The 22,281-nt window shown below is 73.9% G+C and carries 23 protein-coding genes and 1 pseudogene; 16 read left to right on the top strand and 8 right to left on the bottom strand.

Going from position 1 to position 22,281, the window contains the following annotated elements:
• Positions 1-73: 73 nt before the first annotated feature.
• Positions 74-1,336: a YhgE/Pip domain-containing protein gene (locus AC07AZ_RS16220; protein ID WP_478848049.1), complete on the top strand. Its 1,263-nt coding sequence runs from the start codon at positions 74-76 to the stop codon at positions 1,334-1,336.
• A gap of 28 nt (positions 1,337-1,364) precedes the next feature.
• Here the strand turns inward: AC07AZ_RS16220 and AC07AZ_RS16215 are convergent, their stop codons facing one another.
• On the bottom strand, positions 1,365-2,330 hold the full coding sequence (locus AC07AZ_RS16215) for a pirin family protein (protein WP_478848047.1): 966 nt from the start codon (positions 2,328-2,330) through the stop codon (positions 1,365-1,367).
• Positions 2,331-2,482: 152 nt separating this feature from the next.
• Between AC07AZ_RS16215 and AC07AZ_RS16210 the strand changes: the two genes are divergently transcribed.
• The gene (locus AC07AZ_RS16210) at positions 2,483-2,830 is read left to right on the top strand and encodes a tetratricopeptide repeat protein (RefSeq protein WP_478848045.1); all 348 of its coding nucleotides are present in this window, start codon (positions 2,483-2,485) and stop codon (positions 2,828-2,830) included.
• A gap of 357 nt (positions 2,831-3,187) precedes the next feature.
• Here the strand turns inward: AC07AZ_RS16210 and AC07AZ_RS16205 are convergent, their stop codons facing one another.
• On the bottom strand, positions 3,188-3,631 hold the full coding sequence (locus tag AC07AZ_RS16205) for a BlaI/MecI/CopY family transcriptional regulator (protein ID WP_478848043.1): 444 nt from the start codon (positions 3,629-3,631) through the stop codon (positions 3,188-3,190).
• A 69-nt stretch (positions 3,632-3,700) separates the two neighbouring features.
• The gene (locus tag AC07AZ_RS16200) at positions 3,701-5,104 is read right to left on the bottom strand and encodes a PepSY-associated TM helix domain-containing protein (RefSeq protein ID WP_478848041.1); all 1,404 of its coding nucleotides are present in this window, start codon (positions 5,102-5,104) and stop codon (positions 3,701-3,703) included.
• Between the two features lie 188 nt (positions 5,105-5,292).
• On the opposite strand from AC07AZ_RS16200, the gene AC07AZ_RS16195 reads away from it, so the two are divergent.
• Positions 5,293-5,940 (top strand): peptide deformylase, encoded by a 648-nt coding sequence (locus tag AC07AZ_RS16195; protein ID WP_478848039.1) that lies wholly within the window; start codon positions 5,293-5,295, stop codon positions 5,938-5,940.
• Between the two features lie 31 nt (positions 5,941-5,971).
• On the opposite strand, the gene AC07AZ_RS16190 is transcribed toward AC07AZ_RS16195, so the two are convergent.
• Positions 5,972-7,405 (bottom strand): dihydrolipoyl dehydrogenase family protein, encoded by a 1,434-nt coding sequence (locus AC07AZ_RS16190; RefSeq protein WP_478848037.1) that lies wholly within the window; start codon positions 7,403-7,405, stop codon positions 5,972-5,974.
• A 131-nt stretch (positions 7,406-7,536) separates the two neighbouring features.
• Here AC07AZ_RS16190 and trxA point away from each other — a divergent pair, with 131 nt between their 5' ends.
• Positions 7,537-7,923 carry a thioredoxin gene (gene trxA / locus AC07AZ_RS16185; RefSeq protein ID WP_478848035.1) on the top strand — a complete coding sequence of 129 codons (387 nt, stop codon included), beginning with the start codon at positions 7,537-7,539 and terminating at the stop codon, positions 7,921-7,923.
• A 46-nt stretch (positions 7,924-7,969) separates the two neighbouring features.
• Here trxA and AC07AZ_RS16180 read toward each other — a convergent pair whose 3' ends face one another.
• Together AC07AZ_RS16180 and AC07AZ_RS16175 are read right to left on the bottom strand one after the other, a co-directional pair.
• Complete coding sequence (locus AC07AZ_RS16180) at positions 7,970-9,004, bottom strand: LacI family DNA-binding transcriptional regulator (RefSeq protein WP_478848033.1); 1,035 nt, start codon at positions 9,002-9,004, stop codon at positions 7,970-7,972.
• A gap of 94 nt (positions 9,005-9,098) precedes the next feature.
• Entirely contained in the window at positions 9,099-9,749 is a 651-nt protein-coding gene (locus AC07AZ_RS16175) for a TetR/AcrR family transcriptional regulator (RefSeq protein ID WP_478848031.1), read from the bottom strand.
• 117 nt (positions 9,750-9,866) lie between these two features.
• On the opposite strand from AC07AZ_RS16175, the gene AC07AZ_RS16170 reads away from it, so the two are divergent.
• From AC07AZ_RS16170 to AC07AZ_RS16155, 4 genes and pseudogenes are all read left to right on the top strand, one after another.
• Complete coding sequence (locus tag AC07AZ_RS16170) at positions 9,867-10,430, top strand: NAD(P)H-dependent oxidoreductase (RefSeq protein WP_478848029.1); 564 nt, start codon at positions 9,867-9,869, stop codon at positions 10,428-10,430.
• 26 nt (positions 10,431-10,456) lie between these two features.
• A pseudogene (locus tag AC07AZ_RS16165) lies at positions 10,457-11,125 on the top strand (helix-turn-helix domain-containing protein); the annotation flags it as partial.
• Positions 11,126-11,261: 136 nt separating this feature from the next.
• On the top strand, positions 11,262-11,543 hold the full coding sequence (locus tag AC07AZ_RS16160; RefSeq protein WP_478848027.1) for a hypothetical protein: 282 nt from the start codon (positions 11,262-11,264) through the stop codon (positions 11,541-11,543).
• Positions 11,544-11,685: 142 nt separating this feature from the next.
• Entirely contained in the window at positions 11,686-12,876 is a 1,191-nt protein-coding gene (locus AC07AZ_RS16155) for a CaiB/BaiF CoA transferase family protein (RefSeq protein WP_478848025.1), read from the top strand.
• Positions 12,877-12,934: 58 nt separating this feature from the next.
• On the opposite strand, the gene AC07AZ_RS16150 is transcribed toward AC07AZ_RS16155, so the two are convergent.
• A complete protein-coding gene (locus AC07AZ_RS16150; protein WP_478848023.1) occupies positions 12,935-13,609 on the bottom strand; it encodes a formylglycine-generating enzyme family protein in 675 nt (224 codons plus the stop codon).
• Positions 13,610-13,830: 221 nt separating this feature from the next.
• Here AC07AZ_RS16150 and AC07AZ_RS16145 point away from each other — a divergent pair, with 221 nt between their 5' ends.
• From AC07AZ_RS16145 to AC07AZ_RS16135, 3 genes are all read left to right on the top strand, one after another.
• The gene (locus AC07AZ_RS16145; RefSeq protein ID WP_478848021.1) at positions 13,831-14,049 is read left to right on the top strand and encodes a hypothetical protein; all 219 of its coding nucleotides are present in this window, start codon (positions 13,831-13,833) and stop codon (positions 14,047-14,049) included.
• A gap of 132 nt (positions 14,050-14,181) precedes the next feature.
• Complete coding sequence (locus AC07AZ_RS16140; RefSeq protein ID WP_478848018.1) at positions 14,182-15,693, top strand: SPFH domain-containing protein; 1,512 nt, start codon at positions 14,182-14,184, stop codon at positions 15,691-15,693.
• A 39-nt stretch (positions 15,694-15,732) separates the two neighbouring features.
• Positions 15,733-16,179: a type II toxin-antitoxin system PemK/MazF family toxin gene (locus AC07AZ_RS16135; RefSeq protein WP_478848016.1), complete on the top strand. Its 447-nt coding sequence runs from the start codon at positions 15,733-15,735 to the stop codon at positions 16,177-16,179.
• 126 nt (positions 16,180-16,305) lie between these two features.
• Here the strand turns inward: AC07AZ_RS16135 and AC07AZ_RS16130 are convergent, their stop codons facing one another.
• Positions 16,306-17,145: a TIGR02452 family protein gene (locus tag AC07AZ_RS16130; RefSeq protein ID WP_478848014.1), complete on the bottom strand. Its 840-nt coding sequence runs from the start codon at positions 17,143-17,145 to the stop codon at positions 16,306-16,308.
• Positions 17,146-17,456: 311 nt separating this feature from the next.
• On the opposite strand from AC07AZ_RS16130, the gene egtA reads away from it, so the two are divergent.
• The 5 genes from egtA to AC07AZ_RS16105 all read left to right on the top strand — a co-directional run bounded on the left by egtA (position 17,457) and on the right by AC07AZ_RS16105 (position 22,175).
• Positions 17,457-18,773 carry an ergothioneine biosynthesis glutamate--cysteine ligase EgtA gene (gene egtA / locus AC07AZ_RS16125; protein ID WP_478848012.1) on the top strand — a complete coding sequence of 439 codons (1,317 nt, stop codon included), beginning with the start codon at positions 17,457-17,459 and terminating at the stop codon, positions 18,771-18,773.
• Positions 18,770-20,086: an ergothioneine biosynthesis protein EgtB gene (egtB, locus tag AC07AZ_RS16120; protein ID WP_478848010.1), complete on the top strand. Its 1,317-nt coding sequence runs from the start codon at positions 18,770-18,772 to the stop codon at positions 20,084-20,086. Before egtA ends, egtB begins: the two co-directional genes overlap by 4 nt.
• A complete protein-coding gene (gene egtC / locus AC07AZ_RS16115) occupies positions 20,086-20,895 on the top strand; it encodes an ergothioneine biosynthesis protein EgtC (RefSeq protein WP_478848008.1) in 810 nt (269 codons plus the stop codon). Before egtB ends, egtC begins: the two co-directional genes overlap by 1 nt.
• Positions 20,892-21,854: an L-histidine N(alpha)-methyltransferase gene (gene egtD / locus AC07AZ_RS16110; protein ID WP_478848006.1), complete on the top strand. Its 963-nt coding sequence runs from the start codon at positions 20,892-20,894 to the stop codon at positions 21,852-21,854. Before egtC ends, egtD begins: the two co-directional genes overlap by 4 nt.
• A 105-nt stretch (positions 21,855-21,959) precedes the next feature.
• The gene (locus tag AC07AZ_RS16105; protein WP_478848004.1) at positions 21,960-22,175 is read left to right on the top strand and encodes a dodecin; all 216 of its coding nucleotides are present in this window, start codon (positions 21,960-21,962) and stop codon (positions 22,173-22,175) included.
• Positions 22,176-22,281: the final 106 nt, after the last annotated feature.

The following is a 22,281-nucleotide window of genomic DNA, read 5'->3' as shown; positions in this document are numbered from 1 at the left end:
CCCTCCGCCGCTGTACGGCACACGGATGATCGCCAGCACACGCCCGCCGCACCCCGACCTCCTACGGAGAACCATGGCCGACGCCCGCCCCCAGGCCACCGCCGCCGTACTGCTGCGCCGGCCCAGACTGTGGCTGCTGCCCACGATCCTGACCGGGCTGCTCGCCCTGCTGCTGTCGCTGCTGTACATGGGCGGCATCGTCAACCCGCAGCGCGATCTGCACGACCTGCCGATCGCCCTGGTCAACTCCGACACGGGCGCGCCACCCGCGGGTCAGCGGCAGAACCTCGGCACGCAGATCGTGCGGGCCGTCACCGCCCGTACCGCGGGCGGCAAGGCCGAGTGGCGCACCCTCACCCTCGCGCAGGCGCAGGACGAACTGGACTCCGGCAAGGTCTACGGCGCCCTGGTCGTCCCCCCGGACTTCACCGACTCCGTCACCGCGCTCACCACGACCGGGGCGACGGCCCGCCCAACCCTCACCGTGCTCACCAACCCCGGCAAGGGGAGCCTCGGTTCGTCCCTCGCCAGTCAGATCACCACGCAGGCGGCCCGGCAGGCCTCCCAGGACATCGGCCGGCAGCTCACCTCGGCGGCCGGCCGGGCGAACGCGACCACGAAGGTGCTGCTCGCCGACCCGGTGTCCGTCACCACCCGGCCCGGCCACCCGCTCGGCGACCACAGCGGCCTGGGGCTGACCGCGTTCTACTACACCCTGCTGCTCGTGCTGGCCGGCTTCCTCGGCGGCAACGTCATCAACAACGGCGTGGACACGTCGCTCGGTTACGCCGACAACGAGATCGGCCCCTGGCACACCCGGCTGCCCACCGTGCCGATCAACAGGAGGCAGACGCTGCTGCTGAAGATGGCGATGACCGCCGGGATCACCCTGCTCAGCGCGTCCCTGATCATGTTCGCCTGCGTCGTGCTGCTCGGGATGGACGCGACCCGTCTGCCGCTGCTGTGGATCTACTCCTACTGCGCGGCCCTCGCGGTGGGCCTCGGGGTGCAGGCGATCAACGCCGCCTTCGGCGGGATCGGCCAGCTGGTGTCCATGTTCGTGTTCATCGTGCTGGGGCTGCCGTCCTCGGGTGCCACCGTCCCGCTCCAGGCGGTCCCCGGGTTCTACCGCTTCCTCTCCCACTTCGAGCCGATGCGCCAGCTCAGCGACGGGGTGCGCGCCATCCTCTACTTCGACGCGCGCGGCGACGCCGGTCTCACCCGCGCCTGGACCATGATCGCGGTCGGCGCCGCCCTCGCCCTGCTCTTCGGCTTCGGGATGACCGCCTACTACGACCGCCGGGGCCACCGGCGCCTGACGCCGCAGCCCCTCTGAGCGGCCGCCCGTACCCGCGCGGAAGGGGTCAGCGCACCCGTCCCCGCGGTTTCAGCGCCCCCGCGGGAAGCGGCGGGGCGGGCAGCGGAGCGCCGTCGTAGCCCTTGACCTCGCCGAAGCGCGATCCCGTCATCCAGTCCTCACGGGCCTGTTCGATCTCCTGCTGGGTGCGGCCGATCCAGTTCCAGAACATGATCAGTTCCTCCTCGAACGGCTCACCGCCCAGCAGCATCAGGCCCGCGTCCGACGCGGCGCGCAGCGGGAGTTCGGCGCGGCCGCAGCCGAGGTAGAGCATCGAGCCCGGCAGCAGCGGCACCCCGTCGACGTGCGCCTCGCCGGACATCGACAGCACGGCGTACTCGAAGTCCGGCTCCAGCGGCAGGCGTACGTCCGTGCCGTGGGCGAGGGCCAGGTCGGCGCCGACGATCGGGGTGTACGCCGTGCCGGGCGAGGTCGCCCCGTCGAGGTCGCCGAGGATCAGTGTGGCGGTGAGACCGGGCGAGGTGATCAGCGGCAGCTCGGCGTGGTGCTCGAAACGCGGTGCGGCGTGCCGGTGGGCGTCCGGGAGGGCGACCCACAGCTGGGCGCCGTGCAGGAGCCGGGCGTGCGGCCTGGGGCTCTCCTCGGAGTGACTGATCGCCCGGCCGGAGGTCATCAGGCCCAGCTCGCGCGGGCGGATCGTCTGGAGGCTGCCGGTGGAGTCGCGGTGCAGCACCTCGCCCTCGTGCAGCCAGCTGACCGTCTGCAGGCCCATGTGGGGGTGCGGCGGAACCTGCATCCCGGGCTCGTCGGCGATGTCGTCGGGGCCGTAGTGGTCGACGAAGCACCAGGCGCCCACCATGCGGCGGCCCAGGTTGGGCAGCAGACGGCGGACCACACTGGACTCGCCCAGTCTGACGCTGCGCGGGCTGAGGAGTTCGCGTACGGGTTCCGCCACCACGAAGCCGCGTCCGCCGCACAGGGCGGGGACCGCCTCGCGATCAAGATTGCTCATGCGGCCCAACCTAGTCCCGCCCGGCGCTTCGCGTCAGTCCAGCCCCCTGTCCGCAGCCCGGGCGGGGGGCTCCGCGGCCGGCAGCGCCCCCAGCCAGGTAGTGGAATGTTTAACAAACCGCCGGGGTTGTAGGCCGTCGAAGGAGGTCAGCAGTGGACACGACGTACTACGACCACGGAACGCCGGCCGAGCGCTGGGAGCGCGGGCGGATGTTCTTCGAGGCCAGGGACTACGCCGCCGCGGCGCGCGTACTGGACGGGCTGGTCGAGGAGGTGCCGGAGCAGACCGGACCGCGGCTGCTGCTGGCCCGCTCCTACTACCACTCCGCCCAACTGCGCCGGGCCGAGGCCGAATTGCGCATCCTCGTCGAGCGCGACCCGGTGGAGCACTACGCCCGGCTGATGCTCGGCCGCACCCTGGAACGGCAGGGCCGGCCCGAGGAGGCCGAGTCGCACCTGCGGATCGCCTCGGCGCTCGCGGGCGACTTCGAGCGGATCTAACGCCGCGACAGACGACGTCCGCCCCGTCGCGACGCCCCCTGACGGGCAGACGCTCCCCGGCGCGGCACTCGCGCCGCGCCGCACACCCCCGTTCGCCCCGTCGCGCGCCCGGCGCCCGGCGGGGCGAACCCCTGTCCGTGACGGACTGCGGCGGGGTCGCCGCGCGCGGATCAGGAACAGGGTGACCACCGAGTTCGAGTTCGCCGAGGACATCGCCGATCACCGCCGTGACGACGGCGACCGCGCTGAGCAGCCGGGTGGTCGTGCGCGGGTGCAGCCGCGGTGCGGCGAGCCCGGCGACCGGCCACGCGGTCAGCGGCAGGACGAGCGGCAGGAGGACGAAGACGCCCAGTGGCGTCAGTCTTCCCTACCGCCGCGGGCCGCGGGCGGGATGTCCCGAGTGTTCACCGGGGTTTGGGGGGGCTCCGCCCGCGCCGCCTCCAGCAGTGCGCGCAGCATCTGCTCGTCGTCCGGCGGCAGGGCGGTGACGAAGCTGGCGAGGACGGCCTCCCGGTCGCGTTCGCCGTCCAGGAGCCGGCGCATCCGCAGGGCGGCGAGGCGGGCCACGTCCGCGGTCGGGGTCCACAGGAAGGACCGGCCCTGCCGCCGGCGGGAGACGACGTCCTTGGCGAGCAGCCGGGTCAGGATGGTGACGACGGTGGTGTGGGCGAGGTCGCCGCCGATGCGTTGCCGCACCCAGGCCGCGGTGACCGGCTCGTCCGCCTCGCGGAGCGCGCCGAGGACCTGGCCCTCCAGTTCGCCCTGTCCGCGCCGCCGGGTCTCCCGGCCGTCCTGCGCCATGTCCCCGTCCCCCTCCGGCGTCGGCGGTGTCGCACCACGCTACTTCACGCGGTCACCGCCTCCGCCGGGTCAGCTCGCGGCGGCGCCGCTGTCCCGTGGCCACCGTCCCCGCCGGTGGGCGATCTCGCCGAGGGTCACGTCGGCGACGACGAAGGCGGCCAACGGGATGCCGAGCAGCGGCACGAAGTAGCCGAGGACGACGACCGCCGCCACGCACGGCAGCAGGACGTACGGGGAGACGTGCTGCCAGGCCCCGCGCGGGACGGGCCGGCCGAAGGAGGAGCCGCGGCCGCGCTGCCACCACATGCGGTAGCCCCACAGGATCAGCAGGACCAGAGACAGCGCGAGGAGCATCAGCGCGATCTGGTTGGCCAGGCCGAACAGCACTCCGGTGTGCAGGTCGATGCCCCAGCGGGTCAGCTTGGCGAGCAGCGGGTGATCCGCGAACCGCAGGACGTCGGTCACCTCGCCGGTGGCCGGGTCGACCGCGACGGCGTCCTGCTTCTCGGGCCAGCTGCGCTGCACCTGCCGCACCACGTACGCGGACGACTCGTCGGCAGGCGGGACGATCTCGACCGGGTCGCCGAGCCCCTCGGCGCGGGCGGCGGCCAGCACCCTGTCGAGGCCGACGCCGTGGCCGGCGTCCCCGGCGGAGGCGGACGCGCCGTGCCCGGCGTGCTCGCCGCCGGCCGTCGCCGTCACCGACGGGGTGGCCTGGCCGAGCGAGGTCCGCAGCTCGTCGATGTTCGCCCCGGCGTACGTCGACCAGGTCAGGCCGGTCGCCGAGAGGAAGACGAGCCCGGCGGCGGCCCACACGCCGACCGTGCCGTGCAGGCCGAGGGTGCGGCGTCGGCCGCTCGTGCCCCGCACCTTGCGCAGCGCGCGGCGGCGGGAGAACCACAGCACCAGACCGCCGCCCGCGATCACCCACAGCCAGCTCGCGGCGAACTCGCTGTAGAGGCGGCCGGTGTCGCCGAGGTGCAGGTCGCGGTGGAACTCGTCGATCCAGGTGCGCAGCGGCAACGCCCCGGTGGAGCCGTACTGTTCGAGAGCGCCGCGCACCTCGCCGGTGTAAGGGTCGACGAAGACGGCGAGGGTGTGGCCGGGATCGACGCCCTCGACGCCGGACAGCATGACCCTGGTGGTCGCGCCGGCCTCCGGGGAGGGCCGTACGGCGGAGACCGTGCCCTCGGGGTGGGCCTCGCGGGCGGCGGCGACCTGCCGGGTCAGGGGGAGTTCGGTGTCGCCGGCGGGCACCGTCGTCTCGTGCGCGTACACGAGTTTCTCGGCCTGGAACGCGCCGGCGTACAGGAAACCGGTGACGGCGGCGACGAGCAGGAACGGCGCGACGAACACACCGGCGTAGAAGTGCAGACGCAGCACGAGCGGGCGCAGGGGCGCCCAGGGGCCGGGGGCCGGCGCCGGGGCGGCCGGCGGGGCCTCGTCCGTGGTGGTCGGGGGTGCGGTGGACATCGGCGGCTTCTCCGGGGGACGGGAACGGGTGCGGGACCGGCGTACGGCGACCGGGCACGGCACCGCGTCGGCGGGCCGTGGTGGTCCAGTAGTCGGGGGACGACGACGTCGGGTTCCCGCGGCCGTGAGTGGTCCGCGTCACACGGGATGCTCCCGGGGGCCGTGCGCCACCGTGGCATCCTGGCGCGATGGCAACCCCACATGATCACGCGTCCCTGGCCGAGCGGGTGGAGGAACTCCTCGCCACCGACGGCCCGTTGACCATCGTCGCGGCCGGCGAGCCGGTCCTGCGGCGCGGGGCCGAGCCCTTCGACGGCCAGCTGGACGACGCGCTGCTGACCCGCTTCGTCGAGGCGCTGCGCGTGACGATGCACGCGGCGCCGGGCGTGGGCCTCGCCGCGCCGCAGGTGGGGGTGGCGCTGCGGATCGCGGTCGTCGAGGACCCGGCTCCGGTGCCGGAGGAGGTACGGCTGGCGCGCGGGCGGGTGCCCCAGCCGTTCCGGGTGCTGGTCAATCCGTCGTACGAGCCCGTCGGCGGCGGGCGGGCCGCGTTCTTCGAGGGCTGCCTGAGCGTGCCGGGCTGGCAGGCGGTGGTGGCCCGACCCGCCGAGGTGCGGCTGACGTGCCGGGACGAGCACGGCCGCGCGGTCGACGAGGTGTTCACGGGCTGGCCCGCGCGCATCGTGCAGCACGAGACGGACCATCTCGACGGCACCCTCTACCTCGACCGCGCGGAGCTGCGCTCACTCTCCTCGAACCAGGCCATGGCGGAGCGGTGGGCGCAGGCGACGCCGGAACGGGCCGCGCGGGCGCTCGGCTTCGAGCTGCCTCGCTGACCGTCCGGCGCCACCGCCCCCGGACGCGGGGTCAGTTGTCCCGGTACGCCTCCAGCAGCCGCAGCCACACCTCGCTGATCGTCGGGTAGGCGGGCACCGCGTGCCACAGCCTGCTGATCGGCACCTGTCCGGCGACCGCGACGGTCGCCGAGTGGATCAGCTCGCCGACGCCCGGGCCGACGAAGGTCACGCCGAGCAGGATCTCCCGCTCCAGGTCGACGACCATGCGGGCGCGGCCCCGGTAGCCGTCGCCGTACAGACCGGCGCCGGCGACCGCGGCGAGGTCCTGGTCGACGGCCCGGACCCGGTGCCCGGCCTGTTCCGCCTCCGCGAGGGACAGGCCCACGGCGGCGGCCTCCGGGTCGGTGAACACGACCTGGGGCACGGCGGCGTGGTCGGCGGTCGCCGCGTGGGCGCCCCAGGGATCGGACTCCAGGCGGGGGGCGCCAGAGGCGCGGGCGGCGATGGCGGCGCCCGCGATCCGGGCCTGGTACTTGCCCTGATGGGTGAGCAGCGCGCGGTGGTTGACGTCCCCGACGCCGTAGAGCCAGTCGCTTCCGGTCACCCGCAGGCTGTCGTCGACGCTCAGCCAGGAGCCCGGTTCCAGTCCGACGGTCTCCAGGCCGATGTCGTCGGTGCGCGGGGCGCGGCCGGTGGCGAAGAGGATCTCGTCGGCCTCGATCCGGTCGCCGGAGCCGGTGACGACGACGACCGTGCCGTCCTGGCGGGTCACGGACTCGACCGAGGTGCCGGTGCGCACGTCGACGCCCGCCTCGGCGAGGGCCTCGGCGACCAGTTCACCGGCGAAGGGCTCCATGCGGTTGAGCAGGCCCTTGCCGCGGACGAGCAGGGTGACCTGGGAGCCTAGGGCCCGCCAGGCCGTCGCCATCTCGGTGGCGACGACGCCGCCGCCGACCACGACCAGCCGGCCCGGCACCGCCTTCGCGCTGGTCGCCTCGCGGCTGGTCCACGGGCGGACGTCCGCGAGCCCGGGCAGGTCGGGCAGGACCGCGCCGGTGCCGGTGCACACGGCGACGGCGTGCCGGGCGGTCAGGACCTTCTGTTCGCCGCCGGGGCCGGTCACCGTGATGGTGCGCTCGCCGGTGAGGCGGCCGTGTCCGCGGTACAGGTCGGCGGCTATACCGTCGAGCCACGCGACCTGGCCGTCGTCCTTCCATTGGGAGGTGTACTCGTCGCGGTGGGCGAGGACCTCGGCCGCGTCGAGGGGGCCCTGCACCGACCCGCGCAGGCCGGGTACGCGGCGGGCGTCGGCGCGGGCGATGACCGGGCGCAGCAGGGCCTTGCTGGGCATGCAGGCCCAGTACGAACACTCGCCGCCGACGAGCTCGCTCTCCACGACCGCGGTGGAGAGGCCGGCCGCGCGGGTGCGGTCGGCCACGTTCTCCCCCACGGGTCCGGCACCGAGCACCACGACGTCGTACTGGATGGTTTCCGTTTCCGTCATGGGGCCAGTCTGGTGGGTGGTGTGCGCGGAGGCCACACGGGTACCAGCGCCGGATACCGAGCGGAATACGAGGCCCGCCCGCCGTGTTGTCGCGACGGCTTGTCACCGACACGAGGAAGAGGGAACCACGCATGAGCCGCACCGTGGAGCTGACCAAGGAGAACTTCGACGAGACGGTCACGGACAACGACTTCGTCCTGATCGACTTCTGGGCGTCCTGGTGCGGGCCGTGCCGTCAGTTCGCGCCGGTCTACGAGAAGGCGGCGGAGGAGAACCCGGACCTCGTGTTCGGCAAGGTGGACACCGAGGCGCAGCCCGAACTGGCCGCCGCCTTCGGCATCCAGTCGATTCCCACGCTGATGATCGTCCGTGACCGCGTCGCCGTGTTCGCGCAGCCGGGCGCCCTGCCCGAGGCCGCCCTGACGGACGTCATCGGACAGGCCCGCAAGCTCGACATGGACGAGGTCCGCAAGTCGGTCGAGGAGCAGCAGGGTCAGGCCGGGCAGACCGAAGGCTGAGCCGCACCGGCTCCGCGCCACGGCGGCGGGGTGGGTGAGGAGCGGGTCAGCTGGAGTCGCGGTGCACCACCGACGCGCCCAGCACCTCGTGTGTCTCGGGCGGGGCGTCCGGGTCACGCACCGCCCGGTCCACCAGTTCGGCGAGATCACGACCGGCCGGCAGCTCGATGTGGACCGTGCTCAACCGGGGCCGCAGCAGCCGGCCGAGCATCAGGTCGTCGGCGCCGACGACGGCCGCCTCCCGCGGGACGTCGACGCCCTCGTCCTGGAGGGCGCGCATCAGGAGCATCGCGTACTCGTCGTTGTACGCGAACACGGCGTCCAGGCCCAGGGAGCGCCAGCGGGCGGCGAGTCGCGTGGCGGCCTCCTCCTCGTAGGGCAGCGGCAGTTCGGTGAGGGTGGCGTCCGTGTCGCGCAGCGCGCGGCGCGCCCCCGCGAGACGGGGCCGCGAAAACATCTCGAGACCGGCTCCGGCGGGCAGCACGACGCCGATCCGGCGGCGGCCGCGGGCGTACAGGTGGGCCGCGGCGCAGCGGCCGACGCCCTCGTGGTCCATGAGCAGCGCGTGGGCTCCTTCGACCGGTTCGGGGCCGAGGGTGAGCACGGCGCGGGCGCCGGAGCGCCTGAGGACCGCCACCCCCCGCGGGCCGAGGCCCGAGCCGGGCACCAGCACGGCCACCGGCCGCAGTTCGGCCCAGGCGCGGGCGGCCTCGTCCCCGTGCAGGCCGGCCGTGCCGTACTGGACGACGGTGTAGTCGAGGCGGCCGAGCGCCCCCTGGAGTTCGCTGATGAACCGGCCGTACAGCGGGCCGGCCGGGACCGAGGGCGCCGGCATGAGGACCATACGGCTGTGTCCGGCGCGCAGGCTGCGGGCGGCCGCGTGCGGGACGTACCCCAGTTCTTCGGCGGCGGCGTGCACCCGGCGGCGGGTGGGCTCGCTGATCCGGACGGCGCCGGTGTTGTTGAGGACGTAGGAGACGGTCGCGCGCGAGACGCCGGCCAGGCGGGCCACATCGGCGCTCGTGGGCACGGAGCGCGGCGCGGGGGGCGGGGGCGCGGGCGTGTTCGGTATCTGCACCATGACGTACGGCATCCTGGCAGAGGCCGGGGGCAGCGAGCCGAGCGGGGACCCGGCGGGTGCGCACGGGAACGGATCCCCGCCGCCCGCGTTCAGCTCAGCGGGTCACCCGTGCGACCAGGTCGCTCCAGCCCGCCTCCAGCCGCTCCAGCGGCATCCCGCACTCGGCGGTCAGGAAGTGGATGGCGGACGGGTCGAGGTAGGCCATGAGCGTCATGGCGAGGAGTTCGCAGTCCGCGTCCGGTACCGCCTGCCGCAGCAGCAGGATGACGTGGCCGCGCAGCAGCCGCCGTGGGGGGTTGGAGAAGCGGCGGTGGCCGCTCGGCTCGGCGGCCAGCTGCAGTTCCAGTTCGTCCACCGACCGGCGCAGCAGGGCCCGGCCGAAGGCGTCCAGGCGCTCTGTGGGAGGCGCTCCCGGGCCCAGCGGCGGGGGGCCCCCGACGAACGCGGCCTGGAACTTCCTCTCGGAGTGGTCGAGCAGCGCCATCAGCAGCCCGTTGCGGTCGCCGAAGCGGCGGAAGACCGTGCCCTTGCCCACGGAGGCCGCCGCGGCCACCGCCTCCATGGTCACGCCGGCCGCCCCGTGCTCCGCCACCAGCCGGGCCGCGGCCTCCAGCAGCCGGGCCCGGTTGCGGGCCGCGTCGGCGCGCAGGCAGGGGTTGTCCTCGTCGCCCGAGCCCAGCTGGAGCAACTCGGTCTGTTCGAAGGGCTCCTGGGGCGTCGGGAAGGGCGGCAGGGCGGCGGACATGAAGACAGCGTAAAGCATCGGGAAGAAAACTGGACCGCGGTCCGGTTAGAGTGCTACAACATTAAACGGACCTCGGTCCGGTTCGTAACGGCAGTGTTTCCGCACTTTGGAGTTCCCATGTCTGTTCGCATCCTCGCGCTCGTCGGCAGCCTGCGCGCCGGTTCGCACAACCGCCAGCTCGCCGAGGCGGCCGCCAAGCACGCCCCCGAGGGTGCCGAGGTGGTCATCTTCGAGGGCCTGGCCGACATCCCCTTCTACAACGAGGACATCGACGTCGAGGGCGCCGTTCCGGCCGCCGCCGCCAAGCTGCGCACGGCCGCCGGCGAGGCCGACGCGTTCCTGCTCTTCTCCCCCGAGTACAACGGCAGCATCCCCGGTGTCCTGAAGAACGCCATCGACTGGCTGTCGCGTCCCTACGGCGCCGGCGGTTTCGGCGGCAAGCCCGTCGCCGTGATCGGCACCGCCTACGGCCAGTTCGGCGGCGTCTGGGCGCAGGACGAGGCCCGCAAGGCCGTGGGCATCGCCGGCGGCAAGGTGATCGAGGACCTCAAGCTCGCCATCCCCGGTTCCGTGACCCGCTTCGCCGAGACCCACCCGGCCGACGACGCCGAGGTCGTCGAGCAGGTGACCGAGGTCGTCAGCCGCCTGCACGGTCACGCCGGCGAGACCGTCGCCGCCTGACCCGCACACCGTCCGAGGTCCCGTGAAGGGGGCGGAGCCCAGGGGCTCCGCCCCCTTCACCGTGCCGGGCGGCCCTCCCGCGGCCGTCGTGGCGTCCCCTCGCGGCGTGCCGCGACCGGCCACGGGGGGCCCGCGCCCGTCCGGCCGCTGTCACCCGCCGGACGGCGGGCAGGTTCCGCCGGACGGCGGCGCCCCCGCCGGTCGCCGGTGCGCGGATCATGAGGTCACGCGTCCGGCCCGCGCACCTGGACGGTCCGCCGCTCGCCGGCCGGCTCGGGGTGGGTCCGGCCGTCCCCGTGCTGGAGCTGCCGCGTTCCTGGGCCGCCGCCCGCACCGCCCTCAGATTCACCGCGGACGGCACCGCCCAGGACCCCGGCCGGCCCGTCGTGCACGCCGACGAACTCGGCGACCTCGCGCTCCTCGCCGGCCTCGTCGCCCCGGGCGCCGACCCGCCGCCCGACGTACGGGCACTCGAAGCGGCCGCCGCCACCACGCCCTGGCTGCTGACCACCCTGCACGCGGTGGCCACCACGGCGAGCCTGCGCGCGGCCGCCAGGGAGATCAACGTCCATCACTCCACGCTCCAGGACCGGTTGACGCACGCCGAGCACCTGCTCGGCTGGCCGGTACGCACGCCCCAGGGCCGGCTCAGGCTTCATCTCGCCCTGACCATGCGGCACTTGGCCCGCCCGTAGCCGGACCGGGCCACGGTCGAGGGGTTTTGGATCACGGGCTTCCGGCATGCGTCACCGCCGACCGGGAGGGGCAATGTCCTCAAGGACGCGTCGCCCAGGGCGCGTCGCGCATCCCGAAGGAGAACGGAGACCCCTCGTGACGACGGACCACGTTGCCCCGACGGCACAGCCCGCCCCCGCGGCGCGGATGTCCCCCGCGCAGATGGAGCGGCTCGACAACGTGATCATCACGCTCCTCGCCCGGCGCCGCGCGATGGCCCGGGAGCTGCCTCCCCCGGCCCGCGCCCGCGCCGTCGACCCCGACTTCGTGGAGACCGTCCGGGAGGTCACGGACCGCTACCGCGAGGAACTCGGCGGCGCCGGCGAACTCGTCGCCCGCGCGGTCATGGTGCTGTGCCACCCGGACCGGCAGCCCTGAGCGCCCCCGCCACGGCCGCCCCGGCCCCCGGCCGAACCGGGCCCGACGCGGCCGGGACTGCCCGCCGCGGACCGGTGAGACGCAGGTGACGGACGGGGGCGGCGTTGACAGGGCTCCGGAGACGGCCGTAGAAATGGGCCGCATGAGCCTGCCGCAGCCACCCCTGTCCGGCATCACGGTGGTCAGCCTGGAACAGGCCGTGGCCGCGCCCTACGCCACCCGGCAGCTCGCCGACCTCGGGGCCCGCGTGATCAAGGTGGAACGGCCGGGCGACGGCGACTTCGCCCGCCGCTACGACACGACGGTGCACGGCCACTCCAGTTATTTCGTCTGGCTCAACCGGTCCAAGGAGTCCCTGACCCTGGACCTGAAGGACCCGCGAGGACGCGAGATCCTCCACCAACTCCTCGACGGCGCCGACGTGTTCGTGCAGAACCTCGCCCCCGGGGCCACCGGCCGCCTGGGCCTGGGCACCGACGCCCTCACCCGCCGCTACCCCCGGCTCGTCCCCTGCACCATCTCCGGCTACGGCACCTCGGGCCCCTGGGCCGACCGCAAGTCGTACGACCTGCTCGTGCAGTGCCAGACCGGGCTGGTGTCCCTGACCGGGACCCCCGAGGAGCCGGCCCGGGTCGGGATCTCGGTCGCCGACATCGCCGCCGGGATGTACGCCTACAGCGGCGTCCTCACCGCGCTGTTCACCCGCGCCACCACGGGCCGCGTCCACCCCGTGGAGGTGTCGCTGTTCGAGGCGCTGGCGGAGTGGATGGGACAGCCCGCCAACTACACGCGCTACGGCGGCACGCAGCCCCCGCGCCTGGGCACCCAGCACCCCACGATCGCGCCCTACGGCGCCTTCACCGCGGCCGACGGCAAGGACGTCCTCTTCTCCATCCAGAACGAACGGGAGTGGGCCGCTCTGTGCGCCCGCTTCCTCGGCCGGCCGGAGCTGACCTCCGATCCGCGGTTCGCCACCGGCTCCGACCGCGTCGCCCACCGCGAGGAGATCAACGCGGTCGTCGCCGAACGCGTCGCCCGTTCCGACGCCGAGGAGGTCCTCAAGGACCTGGAGGACATCGGCGTCGCGTGCGCCGGGGTCAACGACGTCACCGCGTTCCTCGACCACCCGGTGCTGGCCGGCCGCGACCGCTGGCGCGAGGTGGCCGTACCCGGCGCGACGGTCCGGGCCCTGCTGCCGCCCGCCGATCTCGCGGGCGTGCCGGCCCGCATGGACCCCGTGCCGGCCGTGGGCGAGCACACGGACGCCATCCTCGGGGAACTCGGCCGCAGCCGCGCCGACATCGCCTCGCTGCGCGCCGACGCCGTCGTCTGAACCGGCCGCTCCCGTCCAGCGGGACGAACCGCGCGCCGACGCGCTCGGCGGCCTCACCTCAGCCCGCCGTGGAGCGCGCGACGCGGAAGCCCACGTCGTCCACCCGGAAGGTGGGGTGACTGCGGCGCCGCACCGACGCCCGGCAGCTCCAGTGCTCGTCGAACCAGCCGCCGCCGCGCAGCACCCGGTAGGAGCCGTAGACCTCGGCGTCGTAGAGGTCCCAGCACCACTCCCACACGTTGCCCAGGGTGTCGCCGAAGCCCCAGGCGTTCGGGTGGCGGCCGCCCACCTCGTGGAGCCGCTCCCCGGAGTTGCCCCGGTACCAGGCGATCTCGTCCAGGGGCCCGTAGCGCGGTCCGGTGGTGCCGGCGCGGCAGGCGTGTTCCCACTCCGCCTCGTCCGGCAGCCGGTAACCGTCGGCGGCCGTGTCCCGCTCGACGCCCTCCCCGTCGTCCGCCACCTGGTAGACGGGCGTGAGCCTCTCCCGCGCGGACAGGGCGTTGCAGAACCGGACGGCGTCCCACCAGGAGACTCCCTCGACGGGCAGGCGGTCTCCCTCGGCGGTGCTCGGGCGGCGGCCGGTCACGTGCGCGTAGAGCTCCTGGGTGACCGGGTGCGCCGCCAGTTCACAGGGCGCGACCTCGACCTCCCAGCGGCGCCGGGTCCGCCGGTCCGACAGCGTGACCCGGCCCGGCGGAACGGCGATCATCGTGAGCGGGGCACTCGCATCCATGCCCGGATGATCTCATCCCGGCCGGCGCTGGACACCTCGTCGTCACGGCTCCTCAAGTGGTGCTGCAGGCACTGCCGTTGAGGTCGGGCCCGGACGGTACGGGGTTGCCGACGCCGGCAGCTCACGGAGGCGGAACTGCGCTGGTTCGAGGCGTGGCCGCCGCACCAGCCGGCCCCGCGTCTGCCGGTGGCGTAAGGGCGTCGGGCCCGTACCCTGTGACCATGGACGATGCGTCGATGGTGGGACTCGTGGGACGGGTCACCGGAACGGTCGGGCCCGGGCTGGTCGGCGAGGTGATCGTCCGCGTGCGCGGCGGCGCCGAGCACTTCCTCGCCTACGGGGCTCCCGGCACCGGCCGCATCGAGTCCGGCACCGTCGTGATGGTGGTGGAGTACCTCCCGCCCAGAACGGTCTACGTGACGGCCGCATACGACAGTTGAGCGCGCTTCTGCGCAGGTGACGCCGTATGTATCAAGATTTCGACAAGGATGGGCCGGTGCCTGTTCCGCGCTGCCGGGCAGGAGCACACTCCCTTCGTTCGGTGCCGAAAGGGCACCATCCAAAGGGGGCGTATGCCGATGATTGTCGGCGTCGTTGCGGGGGTGGCGCTTGTCGCCGTCCTCGTTCTCATCGGACTGTTCAAGTTGATGTGGCGGGTCGCGGAACCCAACGAGGCACTCATCATCTCCGGTTCCACGCACAAGACGGAGGGCCTCGGGGAGGGCATGGGGTTCCGCATCGTCACGGGGCGCGGAACGCTGGTACTGCCGGGCGTGCAGGCGGTGCGCAAGCTGTCGCTCGACCTGAACGAGACCGAGTTGCACGTGGACTGCGTGACCCACCAGGGCATTCCGCTCAAGGTGCGGGGCGTGGTCATCTTCAAGGTGGGCGACGACCTCGTGTCGATCGCCAACGCGGGACGGCGTTTCCTCGACCAGCAGAAGCTGATGTCGGAGCGGGTGCACAACGTCTTCGCCGGTCATCTGCGGTCGATCGTCGGCGGGTTGACGGTCGAGGACATGATCCGCGACCGGGAGAAGCTCACCGGGCAGACCCGGGCGGCCTGCGGCACGGAGATGGAGAAGCTCGGCCTGATCGTCGACTCGCTGCAGATCCACGAGATCGAGGACCCGACCGGGTACATCCAGAACCTCGCCATGCCGCACGCGGCGGCCGTGCAGCGGGACGCGCGGATCGCGCAGGCCGAGGCCAACCGGCTGGCCACCGAGGCGGAGCAGCAGTCCTTCGCCCGGATGGCGCAGGCCACCCGGGACAGCGAGATCCTCCAGGCGGGCTACCAGGCCGAACGCGACAAGGCGGGCGCCAAGGCCCGGCAGGCCGGTCCGCTCGCCGACGCCGCCGCCCGGCAGGAGGTCGTCGTCCAGGAGACACGGGTCGCCGAACTGGAGGCCCAGCGGCGGGAACAGCAGCTCCAGGCGGACGTCCGCAAGCCGGCGGACGCCAAGGCCTACGAGAAGCGCACCCTGGCCGAGGCCGAGCGGGACGTGCGGATCTCGGGCGCGCAGGCCAAGGCCCAGGAGACGGAGCTGGCGGCGGCCGCGGAGGCGACCCGGGTGAAGACGGCCGCGGGCGCGGAGGCACAGGCGACCGAGGCGCGGGGTGCCGCGGCCGCCACGGCGACGCGGGCCACCGGCGAGGCCGAGGCCGCCGCCGCGCAGGCCAGGGGTCTGGCGGCGGCCGAGGCGACCAGGGCCCAGGGGCTCGCGGAGGCCGAGGCCATCAAGGCCCGTGCCGCCGCCCTGGCGGAGAACCAGGAAGCCGTCGTGGCGCAGCAACTGGCCGAGAACTGGCCCGAGATCGTGCGGGCCGGCGCGTCGGCCTTCGGCAACGTCGACAACATGGTCCTGCTCAACGGGGCCGACGGCATGGCCGACGTGTTCGCCAAGGCCCTCACCATGGGCGGCACCGGACTGGGGCTGGCCCGCCAGCTCCTGGCGTCGATGAACCAGAACGGGCAGACGCCGGCGGTGGGTTCGCCGCTGAACGGGTCCGGGACGCCTCCGGCGCAGCGGGTGCCGGTGGAGCAGGACGAGGACAGGCCCAGGACCCCTTCCCAGGGGTGAGGTGAGCGGTCGCGGGGGTCAGGCTCTACCGTGACCCCCGTGACCGCGTTTACCGATGAAGACGTTCCGGGCCGCTCAGGTCCCACCGCGACCGTGCAGGCCGACCCCCGCGAGGTGGGCCGGGTGCGGACGGAGTACTCGCCCGCCCACGACGGGGACCCGGACCCGGGTGAGATCGTCTGGACCTGGGTGCCCTTCGAGGAGAACGACGGCCGCGGCAAGGACCGCCCCGTGCTCGTCGTCGCCCGGGAGGCCGCCGGTACCCTGCTCGCCGTCCAGCTGTCGAGCAAGCGGCACGACGGGGACCGGGAGTGGGTGCCGATCGGAAGCGGCCCGTGGGACACGTCGGGGCGCGACTCGTGGGTGGACGTGGAGCGCGTGCTGCGGCTGCACGAGGACGGGATGCGCCGGGAGGCGTGCGCCCTCGACCGGATGCGGTTCAACCTGGTCAGGCAGCGGCTGGCGGAACGCTACGGCTGGAGGTGACTCCGGCAGGGCCGACCCGGGCCGCACAGGTGCCGCCACCCGCGACGGCATCCGGACGGCCGCACGGGCAGGCACCCGCGACGGCACTGGGACGCCCCACCCGCACGGGCAGGCACCCGCGCCGGATCACGCCCGGATCCGGCCCTCCGGAAACGCCCGCAGGAACGCCTCCCGGGTCGTGCCGCCCGGTGTGCGGTCCAGGATGCCGAACACCACGTGCGCGAAGGTGCCGGCGAACCGCCCCCCGGGGCCGAGCAGCGCCCGGAACGCGCCGGCCACCTGGGCGGGGTCGTTCCGGAACACCCCGCAGCCCCAGGCGCCGAGCACCAGGCGCCGGTACCCGTGGGCCGCGGCCGTCTCCAGGACCCGCTCGGCCCGGACGGCGAGGGCCCGCGGCAGTTCGGACCGGCGCTCCGGGGCCGTCCTCAGCACCACTCCGGCGTTCGGCGCGGCCGCGGTCAGGAAGCCGGCCGCGTACGGCTCGTCCAGCAGCCGGCCGCGGTCGTCGCGGAAGACGGGCACGCCGGGTGAGTGGATGACCCGGTCCGTGTAGAACGGGTCGCGGTGGGCGCGGTGATGGTCGTAGAACGCGCGGACCGCGACCAGACAGGCGTACAGCGCGGAGGCCCGGCACAGGGCCTCCTCCTGGGCCTGGGCGCCGTTGAGCCAGCCGCCGCCGGGATTGCGGGCCGAGGAGAAGTTCAGGACGGCCACCGGACCCGCGGCCGCGAGCCGGCGGGCCGCCTCCAGGCTGCTCTCGCCGGTGACCTCGAACGACGTGCCGAGGGGCTCGCCGGGCGCGGCCGCCGGGGTCTGCACCGGCCCCGGCCCGTGCATCCGGGTGGCCTCGCGGGCCGCCCGCACGGCCGCCGCGAGGGACACCCGGCGCCCGCCCGGGGCGTCGTAGGCCCCCGCGGCCACGATCTGTTCCGTCTCCCTCGCGATCGCGCGCAGCCGCGTGCTCATGGCGCCACCCCCGTGGGCGCCATGAGCACGCGCCGCGCGTTCTCCCCCGTCGTGCTCATGAACGCATCGTGAGCGATGCTGGTCATGCGGTGCAACAGAGTTTCCCGGTCCCGAGTTCCCTACGGGCCCGCCCCGGCACTCGTGCCGGACAGGCCCGGAAGCACCCCGGAAAGCGAGATCATCGGCCCCGATTACGGTGATTTGCCCCCTTGTGCCGAGCGGCGCGAGCCGCTTGGGTGGGACGAGTGCCGTCGACCCGGCCCACCCGGCCGGGAGCCGGTGGCATGGTGGATTCTCAGGAGGATTCCGACATGTCCGACACACCAGGCGCCTGTCAGGCGAGCGACTGTAGGGAGCCCCGCACCGCCCTCACCGAAGCAGAGGTGGAGGCACTGGTCCGGGGCATCTGTTTCAAGACCGGCCCGCCCCGCACCGTCGGGGTGGAAGTGGAATGGCTCGTCCACGAGCTGCGCGCACCGCAGCTCCCCGTCACCCGTGACCGACTCGAAGCGGCCTACGCCGCTCTGCGGACCGTGCCGCTGAAGTCGGCACTCACCGTCGAACCCGGCGGCCAGCTGGAACTGAGCTCGCCGCCCGCAGCCTCCCTGATGGAGTGCGTCGACACCGTCTCCGCCGACCTCGCCGCCGTCCGCGCGGTCCTGGCCGAGGACGGTCTCGGTCTCGTAGGCCTCGGCCAGGACCCGTGGCACTCGCCCCGCAGATTCCTGCGCGAACCCCGCTACGACGCCATGGAGGCCTGCCTGGACCGCACCGGTCCGGCCGGCCGCGCCATGATGTGCACCTCCGCCTCCGTCCAGGTGTGCCTGGACGCCGGGTACGAGGAGCCGGGGCCGCTCGGGCACGGGCGGCGCTGGTGGCTGGCACACCAGCTGGGCGCGGTGCTGGTGGCGGCCTTCGCCAACTCCCCCGTCGCGGCGCACGAGCCCACCGGCTGGCTCTCCACCCGCCAGCTGCTGTGGACGGAGATCGGCCCCGGCCGCGCGGGTGCGCCCCCGCTGGAGGGGGACCCCCGCGAGAACTGGGCCCGGCACGTGCTCGACGCGCCGGTGATGTGCGTACGGCAGGACGACCGGCCGTGGGACATCCCCGACGGGCTGACCTTCCGGGAGTGGACCAGGTCGAAGACGCCCAGGCCACCGACCCGGGCCGACCTCGACTACCACATGACGACCCTGTTCCCGCCGGTCAGGCCGCGCGGTCATCTGGAGTTCCGGATGATGGACGCGCAGCCCGGCGACGACGGGTGGATCGTGCCGCTCGCCGTCACCATGGCGCTGTTCGACGACCCGCAGGCCGCCGAGACCGCCTACCGGACGGTGAAACCGCTGGTCGAGCGAGGACTGTCGATGCCGGCGCCGCACAATCCGCTGTGGATCGACGCGGCGCGGCACGGTCTGGGCGACCCCGAACTGCGGGAGGTGGCCGTCACCTGCTTCACGTCGGCCGTCGAGGCCCTGCCGCGGCTCGGCGCCACCGACGAGGTCACGGACGCCGTCAGGACGTACCTGGACCGCTATGTCAGCCGCGGCCGCTGCCCCGCCGACGATCTGCTGGACCGGATGCACGGCGCGAGCCGTCGTCCGCACGGGAAGGACATCCGCACATGACCGACCCCGCCCTCGACGCGGAGACGTTCCGGGAGCGGGCACTGAGCACGCTCGTCACCGCCCGGGACCGCACGACCCTGCTGACGAGCTGCGTGGAGGAACCCGACCTCACCGCGCAGCACTCGCCGCTGATGTCGCCCCTGGTGTGGGACCTGGCGCACATCGGCAACCAGGAGGAGCAGTGGCTGCTGCGGGCCGTCGCCGGCCAGGAGGCGATCCGCCCGGAGATCGACGGCCTCTACGACGCCTTCGAGCACCCGCGCTCCGAACGCCCCTCCCTGCCCCTGCTGCCGCCCGCCGAGGCGCGCCGGTACGCGGCGGACGTACGCGGACGGGTGCTGGACGTGCTGGAGCGCACCGCGTTCCACGGGACGCGGCTGACCGAGGCCGGCTTCGCCTTCGGGATGATCGCGCAGCACGAACAGCAGCACGACGAGACGATGCTGATCACCCATCAGCTGCGGCGGGGTCCCCAGGCGCTGACCGCTCCCGACCCGACGCCCGGGCCGGCGTTCACCGGACCGCCCGAAGTCCTCGTGCCGGGCGGCCCGTTCACGATGGGCACCTCCACGGAACCGTGGTCTCTGGACAACGAACGCCCCGCGCACCGGCGCGAGGTGGCCGCCTTCCACATCGACACGACACCGGTGACCAACGCCGCCTACCAGGCGTTCATCGAGGACGGCGGCTACGGCGACGAGCGGTGGTGGACACCGGACGGCTGGTCCCACATCCGCCGCCACTCCATCGAGGCGCCGCAGTTCTGGCGCCGCGAGGGACGGCAGTGGCTGCGGCGCCGGTTCGGCGTCACCGAGGTCGTGCCGCCCGACGAGCCCGTCCTGCACGTGTGCTGGTACGAGGCCGACGCCTACGCCCGCTGGGCCGGACGCCGGCTGCCCACCGAGCCCGAGTGGGAGAAGGCCGCCCGGTACGACCCGGTGGGCGACCGCTCCAGGCGCTACCCGTGGGGCGACGCCGACCCGGGCCCCGAACACGCCAACCTCGGCCAGCGCCACCTGCGCCCGGCCCCGGCCGGCAGCTACCCGGCGGGCCAGTCACCGCTCGGCGTACGGCAGTTGATCGGTGACGTGTGGGAGTGGACGTCGAGCGACCTCACGCCCTACCCGGGGTTCAACGCGTTCCCGTACAAGGAGTACTCGGAGGTGTTCTTCGGCCCCGAGCACAAGGTGCTGCGCGGTGGTTCGTTCGCCGTGGACCCGGTGGCCTGCCGGGGCACCTTCCGCAACTGGGACCTGCCGATCCGGCGGCAGATCTTCTCCGGGTTCCGTACCGCCCGCTCGGCGGCCGCCTGATGTGCCGTCACCTGGCCTATCTGGGGCCCGAGGAGCCGCTGGGCCGGCTGCTGCTCCAGCCGCCGCACAGCCTGTACCGCCAGTCCTGGGCGCCCCGCCGGCAGCGTCACGGCACGGTCAACGCCGACGGTTTCGGCGTCGGCTGGTACGCGCAGGGAGACCCGGTGCCGGCCCGGTACCGGCGGGCCGGCCCCATCTGGGCCGACCAGTCCCTCGCCGACCTGGCCCGCGTCGTGCGCTCGGAGGCGGTGCTCGCCGCGGTGCGGGACGCCACCCTGTCGGGCGCCGACGCCGAGGCCGCGGCGGCGCCGTTCGCCTCCGGCCCCTGGCTGTTCAGCCACAACGGCGCCGTCAAGGGCTGGCCCGGCTCCCTCGCACCCCTCGTGCAGGGCCTGCCGGCCGCCGACGTCCTGTCCCTGGAGGCCCGCAACGACTCGGCGCTCGTGTGGGCGCTGGTCCTCGCCCGGCTGCGCGGCGGCGACGAGGAGGGGCAGGCACTGGCCGACACGGTCCTGGAGGTCGCCGCGGCGGCCCCCGCCTCCCGGCTCAACCTGCTGCTCACCAACGGCGAGGCCATCGCCGCGACCGCCTGGGGCGACACCCTCTGGTACCTCTCCCGGCCCGGCGGCGGCACCGTCGTGGCCTCCGAACCCTACGACGACGACCCGCACTGGCAGGAGGTCCCCGACCGCACCCTGCTCGCCGCGAGCCGCACGGACGTACTGCTCACCCCGCTCAAGGAGCCCGACGACACCCTGACGCCCGCACCGCAGGCATCGCCCGCTTCCGCGAAGGAGCCCCGTACGTGAGCCCGTTCCTTCTCACCCGCACCCTGCCCGAGGACGCCACGGAGGCCGCGCTGCGCGCCGACGTCCACCAGGGCCTCACCCGCACCCCCAAGACGCTGCCGCCGAAGTGGTTCTACGACGCCCACGGCAGCGAACTGTTCGAGCGGATCACCGAGTTGCCCGAGTACTACCCGACGCGCGCCGAGCGGGAGATCCTGATCGCCCGGGCCGGCGAGGCGGCCGCCGCGACCGGTGCCCGCACCCTGGTCGAACTGGGTTCCGGCTCCTCGGAGAAGACCCGGCACCTGCTCGACGCGCTCACCGGGCTGCACACCTACGTCCCGGTCGACGTCAGCGAGAGCGCGCTCACCCAGGCGGGCCAGGCGCTCGGCGCGGAGCGCCCGGAACTGAACGTGCACGCGCTGATCGCCGACTTCACCGCCGGGCTGACGCTGCCGGAGACACCGGGTCCCCGGCTGGTGGCGTTCCTCGGCGGCACCATCGGCAATCTGCTGCCGGCCGAGCGGGCCACGTTCCTGGCTCTGGTCCGCTCGCTGCTCTCGCCGGGCGACGCGCTGCTGCTCGGCACGGACCTGGTCAAGGACGAACAGGTCCTGGTCAGGGCCTACGACGACGCGGCCGGGGTGACGGCCGCGTTCAACAAGAACGTGCTGAGCGTCGTCAACCGGGAACTGGGCGCCGACTTCGATCCCGGCGCCTTCGACCACGTGGCGCTGTGGGACGCCGGGAACGAGTGGATCGAGATGCGGCTGCGTTCCCGTGCCGCGCAGACCGTGAAGATCCCGGCGCTCGACCTCGCCGTGGACTTCGCGGCCGGCGAGGAGCTGCGCACCGAGATCTCCGCGAAGTTCCGCGAGCACGGTGTGCGCGCCGAACTGTCCACGGCAGGGCTGGAGTTGAGCCACTGGTGGACGGACCGGGCGGGCCGGTTCGCCCTGTCGCTCAGCGTGGCGCGGTAAGGGGGTGCGGCAGCGGGTGCGCCGGGCCGTCTCGCGCTCCGCCGTGGCGTGGGGCACGGTGGAATCACCCGTGACGCCTGTGTCGCGGCGGAGAGGAGCACCCGCATGTCGGACCACACCTACCGGGTCACCGAGATCGTCGGCACCTCGCACGAGGGCGTCGACCAGGCCATCCGCAACGCGGTCACCCGTGCCTCGCAGACCCTGCGCAACCTGGACTGGTTCGAGGTGACCCAGGTCAGGGGCCAGATCGAGAACGGTGAGATCGAGCACTACCAGGTCGGTCTGAAGGTCGGTTTCCGCATCGAGGACTCGGACTGACGCTCCGCCGCCCGAGTCCGCCGGCCCGGGGGGGGGGGGGGGGGGGGGGGGGGGGGGGGGGGGGGGGGGGGGGGGAACGACCGACCCCTGCCTCCCCCCGCTGCCG

It is taken from the genome of Streptomyces sp. NPDC043878, from assembly GCF_056435735.1.
This window is presented reverse-complemented; position numbering and strand designations above follow the sequence as displayed.

What these genes read in the sequence shown, in the direction of transcription:
- AC07AZ_RS16155 (WP_478848025.1), top strand. Translation starts at nt 11,686, where the DNA reads ATGAGCCTGCCGCAGCCACCCCTGTCCGGCATCACGGTGGTCAGCCTG.
- AC07AZ_RS16220 (WP_478848049.1), top strand. Translation starts at nt 74, where the DNA reads ATGGCCGACGCCCGCCCCCAGGCCACCGCCGCCGTACTGCTGCGCCGG.
- AC07AZ_RS16205 (WP_478848043.1), bottom strand. Translation starts at nt 3,631, where the DNA reads ATGGCGCAGGACGGCCGGGAGACCCGGCGGCGCGGACAGGGCGAACTG.
- AC07AZ_RS16130 (WP_478848014.1), bottom strand. Translation starts at nt 17,145, where the DNA reads ATGAGCACGCGGCTGCGCGCGATCGCGAGGGAGACGGAACAGATCGTG.
- AC07AZ_RS16195 (WP_478848039.1), top strand. Translation starts at nt 5,293, where the DNA reads ATGGCAACCCCACATGATCACGCGTCCCTGGCCGAGCGGGTGGAGGAA.
- egtB (WP_478848010.1), top strand. Translation starts at nt 18,770, where the DNA reads ATGACCGACCCCGCCCTCGACGCGGAGACGTTCCGGGAGCGGGCACTG.
- AC07AZ_RS16105 (WP_478848004.1), top strand. Translation starts at nt 21,960, where the DNA reads ATGTCGGACCACACCTACCGGGTCACCGAGATCGTCGGCACCTCGCAC.
- AC07AZ_RS16145 (WP_478848021.1), top strand. Translation starts at nt 13,831, where the DNA reads ATGGACGATGCGTCGATGGTGGGACTCGTGGGACGGGTCACCGGAACG.
- AC07AZ_RS16190 (WP_478848037.1), bottom strand. Translation starts at nt 7,405, where the DNA reads ATGACGGAAACGGAAACCATCCAGTACGACGTCGTGGTGCTCGGTGCC.
- AC07AZ_RS16140 (WP_478848018.1), top strand. Translation starts at nt 14,182, where the DNA reads ATGCCGATGATTGTCGGCGTCGTTGCGGGGGTGGCGCTTGTCGCCGTC.
- AC07AZ_RS16150 (WP_478848023.1), bottom strand. Translation starts at nt 13,609, where the DNA reads ATGGATGCGAGTGCCCCGCTCACGATGATCGCCGTTCCGCCGGGCCGG.
- trxA (WP_478848035.1), top strand. Translation starts at nt 7,537, where the DNA reads ATGAGCCGCACCGTGGAGCTGACCAAGGAGAACTTCGACGAGACGGTC.
- AC07AZ_RS16180 (WP_478848033.1), bottom strand. Translation starts at nt 9,004, where the DNA reads ATGGTGCAGATACCGAACACGCCCGCGCCCCCGCCCCCCGCGCCGCGC.
- AC07AZ_RS16175 (WP_478848031.1), bottom strand. Translation starts at nt 9,749, where the DNA reads ATGTCCGCCGCCCTGCCGCCCTTCCCGACGCCCCAGGAGCCCTTCGAA.
- AC07AZ_RS16215 (WP_478848047.1), bottom strand. Translation starts at nt 2,330, where the DNA reads ATGAGCAATCTTGATCGCGAGGCGGTCCCCGCCCTGTGCGGCGGACGC.
- AC07AZ_RS16170 (WP_478848029.1), top strand. Translation starts at nt 9,867, where the DNA reads ATGTCTGTTCGCATCCTCGCGCTCGTCGGCAGCCTGCGCGCCGGTTCG.
- egtA (WP_478848012.1), top strand. Translation starts at nt 17,457, where the DNA reads ATGTCCGACACACCAGGCGCCTGTCAGGCGAGCGACTGTAGGGAGCCC.
- egtC (WP_478848008.1), top strand. Translation starts at nt 20,086, where the DNA reads ATGTGCCGTCACCTGGCCTATCTGGGGCCCGAGGAGCCGCTGGGCCGG.
- AC07AZ_RS16200 (WP_478848041.1), bottom strand. Translation starts at nt 5,104, where the DNA reads ATGTCCACCGCACCCCCGACCACCACGGACGAGGCCCCGCCGGCCGCC.